Genomic DNA, 11,660 nt, shown 5'->3' on the forward strand with positions numbered 1-11,660 from the left:
ACACCATTAGTTAAGGTTTACCAAGCCGCCAAACGGCACATTTGATCAGCCACTATGTTATAAGTGCGGTGGGTACAAAACTTGGTATAATCAGGAGGCATTTAAAGGCTAACATCTTATTTTTTAGACAAGCACTTGCTTCTTAAATTTTTGTTAACTTTTAATAAGATAGAAGCCCTCATATAACATGAGCAGACAGAGCTATAACTCGGATCATTAGACTCTTCGCCTGCTGAACACAACCTCATGTAGTGATACATTTCGGTATATACAAGAAGCACTGAATGTTTTCGCGAGTACGAGGGTAGTATGTGAGACTCTGTGGCATGCGCACGTAGCACATCGAGGAATAGAGAGGAATAATTGAGCGATGCAGATTGTTACAGTAATTTAATGGCAATCAAAAAACGTCTTAGCAACAAGCTCAATTGAAGCTAATTACCTTTGAGATTCCGGATAATCAAAAGTGCGACAAATTTCCAATCGCTAAACAAGACCACACGAATCACCACAAAGCCAAGGTCTTATTTGCTTAAGGGGAAGAGTGATGTACTAGTAGCAAGGTGTGACATTGAAGGGCTACCGTGATTGTCGATAGCCAGATGAGGCAAGGATGGACAACCTCTCTTTACATGTGAATATATACGGCAGACTAGCTATGAGTGACTTTATTCTTGGCTAAAATAACTGAAAGCCCACTAAACAGTGAGACACCTGCTATATCAGCTATGAAATCATATAAGTCTAGAGTTCTTGTTGGTATGAAATACTGGCTTAACTCCTCAATTGTGAGAAAAACAAAAACAATAGCGCTTCCCCAGAATATTTTAAGTTTTCCGATTGAGAATACTTTTAACTTACTCGCTAAATTCACCGCAAGAGCAAGCAAACCAAACAGGAAGAAATGACCTACTTTATCGCCATATGGGATTAATCGAACACCATCAAAAAACAAGCTTTGCTGCCCCGTATTCGTCAGATAGATCACCCATAAAATGAATAGAAACAAAGCGCTAGACACCACCATCATTAGCTTATGCATTATTTTTACAACTTATGAAAATCAGGCTTCAAACATGATCACGATATTTTCCTACAGCCACGCTAACACTCCAACAATAAAGATTGCCATCAAGCCGAACAAGCTGACTGCAAACGAAATACTTCGGAGCAACTTTAAGTTAAAATAGTAGAATAACATATGAGCAATACGAGCGAACAAATATACCAAAGCGGATGTATTTAGCCATTGCGGATTAGCCGAGGATAAAATTGAAAAGGCGACGAACAAAATAAATATAGCGACACTTTCATTGGAGTTTGAAAGAGCTCTTGATGCACGAAACAGTAGCTCATTGTGACTGGCAGGGATTGGGTGACCCGGGGTATGGTTGTTCTTAAAGCCAACAACATCCAATACGACTAATTGTATAAAAAACGTCAACCCTGACAAGCCGAGGACTAAAACTGTAATTTTATATGGTTCAATAAATTCCACCTGAAACTCCTTTTCTTTGTTTTCGTGATAAATCAATTAGCTCAGACGCGCCCCATAGTAACTATGCCTAACACAGTTCAGCTGCGCTACTAATGAGTAGCGGAATATCACCACGCTAACGGCCGCTACACCTACCTGTTAATTATTCGAGCAATACATTATCGTACTCACAACATGATGGAAAGTTACAAACAGCTGAAAGGTGTAAGAATTTACGACAGCTATGGCTAGATTAGGGGCTTATCATACTTGGCTGTATGAGGGATGATAGCTTAACCAAAACCGCATACTGAAGGATGCGGTAGATTGATTGAGTGTATTTATCGGATTAACTATGGGTATCTTGCTAAACTTCTAGAGCACATAGAGCATATAGAGCATATAGCCTGGTATTAAGTAACGTTTTGTCTGCGAACATAAACGCCAATATAGATTCACTATAGCTAAAATTTGCTTATTTATTCACCTATTCAATGCAGACGCATTCGAAACAAGCAAGATAGTTATACTATGTTACTTTGTTGAATAGACTTTTGACTGCTCACCTATCACCGCTATATCTTCATCCGGCTTGGGAGCTCTGACAATCAGATAACTACTGAAAAGAGTCAGTGTAATCCCCACAATCTGCACTGTGTCTAACTGGTGGTTGAAGAATAATACATCTGTGAAGACAGCGACTATAGGATCAATATAACTAAGAATAGCAATCATTGTGATAGAGACTTTTTTAATGCCCTGATAATAAAGCACATAGGCTATAGCAGTATGGACAATACCAATGACCAATATACACACCAGAGTAGTATCATCATTAAAAGGTGCAGACAGATCTTGTACAAAGGGGAGTAGAATCACAGCGCCTACGGCAAGCTGCCATAAAGCAAGTTGCGTTGCCGGAATACTCTTTAAAGGCTTCGCTATTATAGTCACCAATGCGTATAAAACACCTGCAATAATTGCGAACACCAAACCCATCACAACATTATCACCGCCCCCCGAAAGACTAACCTTCCCTGAAAACAGCCCAGCCGTCATTAATACGCCGATAAACGAAGCAAAAATCAGTAGCCATTGCTTGCCAGAAACTGAATTCCTAAAAAAAACGATACCTAAAAGAACAAGGAATATTGGTTGCAAGTAATATGAAACGTTTCCCAGTGTTATAGATGCTAGCTCGAACGACCAAAATAAAAATAGCCAATTAGCCACAAGGAGTACACCGCTCAGCGCAACAAGTGCTGCTGCTTTATAAGTCAACCAATTTAGATTAAGCTCTTTACGATAATAACAAAAAAATGCTAGTGGGATGACTGCCAGTAAGCAACGATAAAACGCCACATCTATCATCGACATGTTTGCCCAAAGTGTAAACATGCCAACAGTCCCCCAAAGGAACATGGCTAAAGATACCTGAATCATAAGTCTTTCCCTATCGTCCAGCCGCCATCAACCACTAATGTGGAACCCGTTACATAATCGTTATTTATTAGATAATCTACAGATTTCACAATATTGTCGACCTGTCCCCAGTGATTTAACGGTGTATTTTTTAAGATCAATGCGCTTGTCTCTTCATTTTCAAAGTATGCACTTGTAAGCTCCGTCTCGACAATCCCTGGCGCTATAGCATTGACACGGATTCCCTTGCCACCTAACTCGAAAGCCATCGCCTTAGTTAAGCCGATCAAGGCATGCTTTGAAGCAATATACGCGTTTCGGTTAGGTTCTGCCTGAAATCCAGATATAGATGCAATATTAATGATCTGGCAACTACAGTTTTCATCGATAGCGCGTTGCGATGCGTATTTAGATATCAAAAATGGCGCATCGATATTTACACTCATAACATTCCGCCATGTATCAAAGTCCAGCTCAGTAATTGGGCATATTTCACGTATACCAGCACAATTAATCACTAGGTCAAATCGGTCTGAGTCATGTACCAACCAGTTCTCGAGCTCATCGCTATCTGAAAGGTCAACACAAACACAGACTACATTATTTGAGTAGGACTGGGTAAATACTCGATCTAAAGCGCTTATCTGTAAATCCAATGCTTCAAAATGTTTAACAAGCGCGTACCCAATTCCCGAGTTAGCCCCTGTTATTAATACTCGCTTAGCTTGCATTTTGAATAGTATCCTCAACAGTAAACAAAATAACGTCCCGCTTAGACTGCCCATTTTTAGAGCTCAGAGGGGTTACTGCATGCTGTACACTTTTATCCAGTATTAGGGTATCCATAAAATTCTCTAACCTGACCACATGAGTGGGATTAGAATTGCTATCAGCAATGATATTGTCTCCGCCAATAACGCTGAGCGAAAGATCAATTAAGTGCACAAAGACAAGTGGCTCATTATCAACATGCAACCATACTGGAGAGGCATATGATATATCACCTTCCAATATATCATAGCGTATTAAATGTATCCCTAATGTCATTTCCTCTAAGCTACTTTGCTCTGAATATCTCTCAAGATACTCTTTGTTATTTTTCAACAGAACCCTGAACAGCTCAGTATCAATGAACTCGCTTGGTGTCTGATGAAACTCTCTTATTTTTCCACCATCAGCAACATTCGCATCTCCCGTCTGGAAGTATTGTTGATTATCAGCAACAGACACTAAACCCGTGGTTATATTGTACCTGAGCTTAATATAACTTCTCTTTCTTACTGAGGAGAAAGGATCTATCTCTATAGCATGATCAAAAAATGGGATAAAATGATTTCTCACCCGACTTAACTCTACATTACAGTCAAACTGATCGCGTCCATTAAGGAACTTAAATCCATTTACTATATTCATTTCCTACTAACCCTACTTGACGTCACTTTATCTTAATTTATTCTTTATGCCACCGTTAACGCAGCGCTTGGCCCCGTGCTACCGTGCCAACAATAGAGCCTACTAACTACGGTTTTAATTAATCATCAAGTCAAAGCCCACATTTAACAGGACGCCGACTACATTAATTTAAATTAACCAAAGCTACGATCTTCTATGACCACTACGCCAGGCAGTACAAGATAGTTTTACTTACAATTACAGCTTATCAGTGATAACTATTCTCCCTAAAAAACTCACTCCTTAAGACCAATACCGAAAATAACGATTCAACGCAGTCAACATCTTTCCCTGTTATAGGCTGGATGCAGCATCGATGATAATGTGAACTTAGCACATACCAACTACCGCAATGCCATGCTGCTAATCATTTGAGGCGTACATTACCTGACTATAATCACGATTAAAAGTGACATATTTTTGACACTATTAAGAATTTACGGCGCCTCTCTGAGGCTTTAAATACAGATAAATGTCTGGAGTAACGATATTATCTTTAAATACATTAACACGATTAATAAGAAGCAAGATTAAACAACACATCATTAGAACGCGGTATATGAATAACTATTGCAGGAAGGCATGGCATTGTTGCTTAAGTGCCGCGACTAAAGGCTGGACGTATGTACTATGGGGAGTGAATAACTTGTAGTTTTATTTTAAATTCAACGTTTAAAGTAAGTTTATCATCAATAGATAACGGTATTAAGGCTGGCTTGCTATGCTTTTACATTCTCTTCTGAGTAAAACAGGGCGGCTTATCTATGAGAGTTTTTTGCCGTTTATTTACACTTAAACCGCACATTGCCCTATTTTTATCAACAGCAGCTGGTCAGCGAGTCACGCGCCTGGGCGCGTGACGCCAGTTCAACACGCTCAATAACCTTTCCAGGGTACTAGCTTGCGCTCTATAAACAGCATACCGCGATCGAAGGTGTAAGCGATCAAGCCGATTAGAATAATGCCCATTAGCACAACATCGGTGGCTAGAAACTCTGAGGCGTTGAGTACCATAAAGCCAATGCCCGCTTCCGCCGCCACCATCTCGGCCGCCACCAGCGTGGTCCAACCGAAGCCGATGGCGATACGCATGCCGGTGAGAATCTCCGGTAGCGCAGCAATGACAATGATGTGACGGATCACCTGCCAACGACTAGCGCCCATGGTATAGGCCGCCTGTATCTGCTCAATACGTACCGACTTCACCCCGGCCCGTGCACTGATCGCAATCGGCGCGAACATCGCCAGATAGATCAGGGTGATTTTACTGCCCTCATCGATGCCCATCCAGATGATAATCAACGGCAGATAGGCCAGCGGCGGCAGCGGCCGATAGAATTCTATCAGTGGGTCGAAGATACCCCGCACCCAGCGACTGCAACCGATCATAATACCAACGGGTACCGCGGTCAGTACCGCCAACGCAAAGGCGCCAAAGACACGGCGCATGCTCGCTAGCAGGTGCTCTAACAGCGAGGCACCGGCGAAGCCGTGCTCGGCAATGGCAACAAATTGCGCCAACACATCCCGCGGCGAGGGCAGAAACAGCGACGACACCATGCCCTTCTCGGTCACCAGGGTCCAGACCGCGAGCAGGCTCAACACGGTGACCACACTCAGTAACCGGCTATTGCCAGCCCCTGGCGTACCGTAGGGCTCGTCGGCTGCGCCAGTGAAGAATAGGTTTTTTCTCGCCGCCGCTAACGGTGCCGCTGCCTCTCCCTGCTGTTCACGCTGCTGTTCTGCTGCTGCGTCTTTCATCGCTAATAGCGCGTTCACATTACTCGTCATCGTTACACAGCCTCCTTCTCATCATTATAAATAATATCTAACACGGTCTCGCGCATACGGATAAATTCCGGTAACGACTTAATCTTGCGCGCATCACGCTCGGCTAAGAACTGTCGATTAAAATCCAAGTCAAAACTGTGGGTAATGCGACCGGGGCGCGGCGACATGACGATCAATTTAGAAGCCATAAACAACGCCTCGTCGACACTGTGGGTAATGAAGAACATCATCTTGTTGGTCGCCGCCCAGGCATCTAACAACAACTCTTGTAGGTTTTCCCGAGTCAACGCGTCGAGTGCCCCCAGCGGTTCGTCGAGCAGTAATATCTCCGGATCGTTAGTCAGCGCCCGAGCAATGCCGACACGCTGCTGCATGCCCCCCGATAGCTGGTAAACTTTGTGTTTTTCAAAGCCCTGCAGACCAACTAAGTCGAGATACTTTGTCGCACGCTGCAGGCGCGTCCGTTTATCGACACCGCGCATCTTCAGACCGAAGGCAATATTCTCAATGACATTCAGCCAGGGCAACAGCGCGTGCTTTTGAAACACCACCCCTCGATTGGCATCGGGCCCCTGAATCTGGTCGGCTAGGTTGACGCCGCAGGCGACGCGCGGCAAGCCCTCGATGTTCGAGCCACCCAGGGTGAGATAGCCCTCAGTAGGACGAATAAAGCCGGCGACCAGGCTTAGCAGCGTCGTCTTACCACAGCCCGAGGCACCGAGCGCAACAACCAGCTCGCCCTGATTAATATCCAAGTTAATCCCCGAGAGCGCGCGTACCGCCTCGCCGCCATCGCTGGACGGATACACTACCGAGACATCTTTGATCGACAATCTATTCATCGTATTCTTTCACTCTTAGGGATTAACGCCATCGGCGAGTTAAAGGTTCGACTGTGCTTGTTGTGCATAGGTCGGGTTAACAAACTGGCTATAATCCTGCTGCAAGCGATTTATTTTTCGCTGCTGTTTCAGGAATTCAGAGGTGGCTTTCAGCGCCTTAGCTGCGCCGCCATCCTGCTCACACTGCAACCACTCACACGACAGCTGTCGATCGAGCGAGGGGAAGTCATACAGCGCCAGCGCCTCGGTCACCGCATTCGGCGTACTGCCAGAGAGTTTGGCGATTGCCGCAATCATTGGATTGTTTGTCCCGAGGTTGTCACGGGTGGCACGGTATTTCTCATCGACACTGGCAATCACCTTAATCAACTTGCTAACAAATTCTTGGTGCTCTTCGCCAAACGCTTTATCCACAACCAAACCATCAAAGGTGGGCTTGCCCCAGCTGCTCAACATCGCCGAGCTGATCAGCACCTTTCCGTTAGTTTTAATTTTTTGTAAAACGGGGTCCCAGATAAAAGCCGCATCGATATCGCCACGCTGCCACGCCGCCGCGATGGCGCTCGGCTGCATATTAATCACCTTCACATCCTTCTCACTGAGGCCAAACTGTTGCAGTGCGAACAGGGCGTGGAAGTGGGTGGTCGAGACAAAGGGCACCGCCAAACGCTTACCACGTAAATCGCTCGGACTCATGATCCCCGCGCCCTCTCTCACCACCAGCGCCTCCGCATCGGCAATATTTTCTAGAATCCACACCAGCTGTATATCGACGCCACGACTGACGGCACTGGCGATAGGGCTGGAGCCAGCCACCGCCACCTGCACATTACCCGAGGCTACCGCAGTCATGGCCTTTGCCCCCGAGCCGAAACGACGCCACTTAATCTCGTAGCCCGTTGCCTTTTCAATCATTTTTTCTTCTATCGCGTACTTCCATGGATTAAACATGCCCTGGTAGCCAATGGTGACCTGCTCCGCCTGCGCCACCTGGGTAAAGACTGCCAGCAGCGTGACCAGCAATAATTTATCAACGACGTTTCGTTTTATATATTTTCTCACGATGACCTACCTCTTCTATAAATGATCAGCTTTTTAACTCACAATACGGAAAAAAATATTGCTCCCGTTAGGGCCAGATTGATGCAAACATGGGGGCAACGCCTCGCGGCACAATAAACCGTCACAGCCATGCAGACTAATCGCCGCTTCCACCCTAGTCAGCTTCACAATGACTTGATTCGCGGTTTTCAAGGCGTTTTCTTCACTAAAAAAATAATGTCTTAATCAGAAAAAGTCATTTGCCAAACTATAAAAGCAATTTCTTGGCCAACAAATTGCAAATACATTTACTAACAGAATAATTAAGTTAATTTAATGGACGTGTATTTATGCCTTCATACGACTGCCTCGTTCAACTCGAGTTAAACCAAAGCGATAATTTACAGCGACAAATCAGACAATACTTACTGCAGTTAATCAGCTCTGCACACTTTATGGCCAAGCCTCTCCCCTCCTGCCGCAAGATGGCAAAGTTACTCGGCGTGTCGCGTAACACCATCGTGCTGGTCTATGAAAGCCTCGTCGATGACGGCTATCTGCAGTCGCGCGAACGTAGTGGTTTCTATGTTCACGAAGATATCTATAAAGAAGGAGCAGCAGCTTTTCCCGTGCCGCAACCGCAAGCACATAAACCCTCAATATGGGGCGAGCGACTAGAAAAACGAACCACTATGGTGCAGAACATCGAAAAGCCCAGCGAATGGTTTCGCCAGCCCTACCCGTTTATTTATGGCCAGATCGAACAACACTATTTCCCCATTCAACACTGGCGCGCTTGCTCCAGGGTGGCACAGCAGCGTGATGGCTTAAAAGACTGGCTCGATGATTACGTCGACTCGGACGACCCTATGCTGGTCGAACAGATTCGCCAACAGCTACTGAGTAAGCGCGGCATCGCCTGCCACAGCGACGAGATCCTAATCACCATCGGCACCCAAAATTCACTCTATATTCTCGCCCAGCTACTCGTACGAAAAGACAGCACCTTCGGCATCGAAGAACCGGGCTATACCGACGCGAGAAACATCTTCGCGCTGGCCGGCGCCCAATTACAACCATTAGAGATTGATGCCCACGGCGCCAAGACCAATCACATGGCCGGCTGTGACTGCGTCTTTCTTACCCCGAGCCACCAGGTCCCGACCAATATCACCATGTCACCAGATCGACGACAGGCGGTGTTAGCTCAGGCGAAAGCACATGACTTTATTATTATCGAAGACGATTACGAGAGCGAAATTAACAGTAGCCACGCCCCGTCGCCAGCACTAAAGAGCCTCGATAGTGAAGGCCGAGTCATCTATGTCAGCAGCCTGTCGAAGTCGTTATCGCCCGGCCTACGCCTAGGCTTTCTCGTCGCCGATCGCGAGCTGGTTGCCGAGGCGCGGGCATTAAGGCGGCTGATGTACCGCCACCCCCCCAGCAACAATCAACGCACCGCCGCGCTCTTCATGGCGCAGGGGCACTACGATAGTTATTTAAGGGGATTGCGGAATAAACTGGCAGATAAGGCCGAGGTGATGCGCCGCGGCATACAGCGCCACCTCAACCAATGCAACATCTTCGGCGACACCGACGGCAGCAGTTTCTGGCTGCAAGCCCCCGAGTTTGTCGACTGCGCTCTATTAGCCAAACGTGCCCTGCAGGCCGGCATTGTCATCGAGGCCGGTGCCGTACACTTCCACCGCAAACCGGCGCCGCGCAATTTCTTTCGCCTGGGCTTTGCCGCCATCCCCATCGAGCGCATCGACGAGGGGCTGGAAAAACTCGGCCAGCTAATCGAGGACTATCGACAACTGACCTTAGTCAGCTGATCTTAGCTAGCTGAACAGGGCCACTAAAATTGGCACTGAGAATAACCAGGTAACGATCAAGCGTGTTCGCTAACTGTCGTCTGTGCGGCAGGCGGCAAAAAAGTCCATCGATGGCTGGTAAACCTTGGTCGACACATTCATCAACCCGAGTATCGAGTGGAACCAGTTATCGTGGCTATAGCTCTCAGTCTCCGCATGACGACGCAGACAGGCTTCATCGAGGTGATTATCGCGGTAGAACGACGGCGACATCCAGGTCATCCACGGCACGTGGGTCTGCTCCTTCGGTGCCATAAAATAAGGGGCACCGTGCAGGTACATGCCGTTTTCACCCAACGACTCACCGTGATCTGAGACGTACATCAGGGCGACATTATACTGCTGTTGATACGACTTCAACTTATCCAGCAACTTACCCACGACATAGTCGGTGTACACCAGCGTATTGTCATAGTTATTGATCAGCGCCTGGTGTTCACAATTCTGAATATCGCTGCGCTGACAGTCAGGCTGAAAAGTCCTTGTGGCTTCGTTATAACGCTGATAATAAGTTGGACCATGGCTGCCCTGGGTGTGGATAAAAATAGCCCCGGCCTGGCGCTGCTTCATCACCGTGGCCACATCGCGATCGAAATGCGCGATTAACGATTCATCGAGACACACCGGCCCCTGACAAAACTCACTGCTGTTCTCCTTCGTCGCCGTCCAGGTCGGCACGCGATCACAGACGCCTTTACAGCCCTCATCATTCTCGTTCCACTGCACGCCCACGCCCGCATCGGCCAATATATCCACTGCGTTCTGCTGGTAGCGCACTTTCTTTTCATCTTGATTCTCTCGCGTCATCACCGAGAACATGCAGGGTACCGAGACGGCGGTCAAGGTGCCGCAGGAAGCGACGTTTTGCAAACTGATCATATTGTTAGAGATCATGTTCGGTGTCGTCATACGCTCATAACCATTCGCAGGGAAATGATCGGCACGCGCCGTCTCTCCCACGACCACAACAACTAGCGTCGGTTTCTCTGTCGGGTGCAATACCGCGTCATCGGCAATCGTCTCAAACTCTGGCGGTGTGCTCAGATAACGCTTATTCACGTACTTGCTCGCGCCCTTAATAAAATAGTAGGGCACGATATCCTGATCCAGCGTATGGTTGTTGCGAGCAATCGCCGCGACATCGATCGCGTAAAAACAATAAACGCCGCCGATGATCACCAGCGACAAGGTGACGCTCAATAATTTGTAGGCCAACTCCTTGAATACGCTTTGGTAGCGTATGCCAACCCAAGACAACAACAGCGACGGTACGATACCGGTCACTAACAACCAAAAAATAAACGAGCTGTTTAAGTAGCTACTCGCCTCCGCGCTATTGGTTTCCGTCATCGTCTCGATCATGCGCCAGTCATAGACCACGCCATAGAAATACATCGAGTAGGCGGCCGCCGCAGATAATAGGATTAACACCACAAAGAAAGGCTTAAAAATATAGGGCCATGAGAGCAGGGTGAATAACAGATTAAACAGCGCGAAGAAAACCGCCGCCAATGCCAGCGCGATGCCGACATTCATCTCACCACTCTCTGTGAGGATGTGATAGAGCTTAAACGATAGCGGGTAGTTGAGCACCAGCGTAAAAAACAGGGCGATCAACGCCGTCAAATAGACGGACTTAATAGTGGGTTTTTTCATGTTAACTCTTACGTTGACGGCATCCTCGCAGACGACAAAGCCGCGAATGATGAGATGATGTGTACTAACAACCGCAGTATTGGAATCAAAAAAGGAAATTAAAGA

The 11,660-nt window shown here is 46.8% G+C and carries 10 protein-coding genes; 1 reads left to right on the forward strand and 9 read right to left on the reverse strand.

Annotation, left to right across the window (positions count from 1 at the left end):
• Positions 1 to 652: 652 nt before the first annotated feature.
• The 8 genes from EDC56_RS10530 to tauA all read right to left on the reverse strand — a co-directional run bounded on the left by EDC56_RS10530 (position 653) and on the right by tauA (position 8,046).
• Positions 653 to 1,042 (reverse strand): VanZ family protein, encoded by a 390-nt coding sequence (locus tag EDC56_RS10530; protein WP_123712467.1) that lies wholly within the window; start codon positions 1,040 to 1,042, stop codon positions 653 to 655.
• 51 nt (positions 1,043 to 1,093) lie between these two features.
• Positions 1,094 to 1,498, reverse strand: coding sequence for an MAPEG family protein (locus EDC56_RS10535; protein WP_123712889.1), 405 nt, complete (start codon positions 1,496 to 1,498; stop codon positions 1,094 to 1,096).
• A gap of 513 nt (positions 1,499 to 2,011) precedes the next feature.
• Positions 2,012 to 2,920, reverse strand: coding sequence for a DMT family transporter (locus tag EDC56_RS10540; protein WP_123712468.1), 909 nt, complete (start codon positions 2,918 to 2,920; stop codon positions 2,012 to 2,014).
• Positions 2,917 to 3,630 (reverse strand): SDR family NAD(P)-dependent oxidoreductase, encoded by a 714-nt coding sequence (locus EDC56_RS10545; RefSeq protein WP_162844148.1) that lies wholly within the window; start codon positions 3,628 to 3,630, stop codon positions 2,917 to 2,919. Before EDC56_RS10545 ends, EDC56_RS10540 begins: the two co-directional genes overlap by 4 nt.
• Entirely contained in the window at positions 3,620 to 4,312 is a 693-nt protein-coding gene (locus EDC56_RS10550) for a 2OG-Fe dioxygenase family protein (RefSeq protein ID WP_123712470.1), read from the reverse strand. The genes EDC56_RS10545 and EDC56_RS10550 overlap by 11 nt, the downstream gene beginning before the upstream one ends.
• Before the next feature lie 915 nt (positions 4,313 to 5,227).
• Positions 5,228 to 6,142, reverse strand: a complete 915-nt coding sequence (locus EDC56_RS10555) for an ABC transporter permease subunit (RefSeq protein WP_211333645.1) — start codon at positions 6,140 to 6,142, stop codon at positions 5,228 to 5,230.
• A gap of 2 nt (positions 6,143 to 6,144) precedes the next feature.
• On the reverse strand, positions 6,145 to 6,984 hold the full coding sequence (locus EDC56_RS10560; RefSeq protein ID WP_123712471.1) for a taurine ABC transporter ATP-binding protein: 840 nt from the start codon (positions 6,982 to 6,984) through the stop codon (positions 6,145 to 6,147).
• 39 nt (positions 6,985 to 7,023) lie between these two features.
• Positions 7,024 to 8,046 (reverse strand): taurine ABC transporter substrate-binding protein, encoded by a 1,023-nt coding sequence (gene tauA / locus EDC56_RS10565; RefSeq protein ID WP_211333646.1) that lies wholly within the window; start codon positions 8,044 to 8,046, stop codon positions 7,024 to 7,026.
• A 329-nt stretch (positions 8,047 to 8,375) separates the two neighbouring features.
• On the opposite strand from tauA, the gene pdxR reads away from it, so the two are divergent.
• A complete protein-coding gene (gene pdxR, locus EDC56_RS10570; protein WP_123712473.1) occupies positions 8,376 to 9,860 on the forward strand; it encodes a MocR-like pyridoxine biosynthesis transcription factor PdxR in 1,485 nt (494 codons plus the stop codon).
• Positions 9,861 to 9,929: 69 nt separating this feature from the next.
• Here the strand turns inward: pdxR and EDC56_RS10575 are convergent, their stop codons facing one another.
• Positions 9,930 to 11,555 carry a phosphoethanolamine transferase gene (locus tag EDC56_RS10575; protein WP_123712474.1) on the reverse strand — a complete coding sequence of 542 codons (1,626 nt, stop codon included), beginning with the start codon at positions 11,553 to 11,555 and terminating at the stop codon, positions 9,930 to 9,932.
• Positions 11,556 to 11,660: the final 105 nt, after the last annotated feature.

Source organism: Sinobacterium caligoides, assembly GCF_003752585.1.
Lineage (GTDB): Bacteria > Pseudomonadota > Gammaproteobacteria > Pseudomonadales > Sinobacteriaceae > Sinobacterium > Sinobacterium caligoides.

Bases quoted from the DNA above. Each gene is read 5' to 3' on its own strand.
- EDC56_RS10555 (WP_211333645.1), bottom strand. From the start codon at position 6,142: ATGACGAGTAATGTGAACGCGCTATTAGCGATGAAAGACGCAGCAGCA.
- EDC56_RS10550 (WP_123712470.1), bottom strand. From the start codon at position 4,312: ATGAATATAGTAAATGGATTTAAGTTCCTTAATGGACGCGATCAGTTT.
- EDC56_RS10560 (WP_123712471.1), bottom strand. From the start codon at position 6,984: ATGAATAGATTGTCGATCAAAGATGTCTCGGTAGTGTATCCGTCCAGC.
- pdxR (WP_123712473.1), top strand. From the start codon at position 8,376: ATGCCTTCATACGACTGCCTCGTTCAACTCGAGTTAAACCAAAGCGAT.
- EDC56_RS10575 (WP_123712474.1), bottom strand. From the start codon at position 11,555: ATGAAAAAACCCACTATTAAGTCCGTCTATTTGACGGCGTTGATCGCC.
- EDC56_RS10530 (WP_123712467.1), bottom strand. From the start codon at position 1,042: ATGCATAAGCTAATGATGGTGGTGTCTAGCGCTTTGTTTCTATTCATT.
- EDC56_RS10540 (WP_123712468.1), bottom strand. From the start codon at position 2,920: ATGATTCAGGTATCTTTAGCCATGTTCCTTTGGGGGACTGTTGGCATG.
- EDC56_RS10545 (WP_162844148.1), bottom strand. From the start codon at position 3,630: ATGCAAGCTAAGCGAGTATTAATAACAGGGGCTAACTCGGGAATTGGG.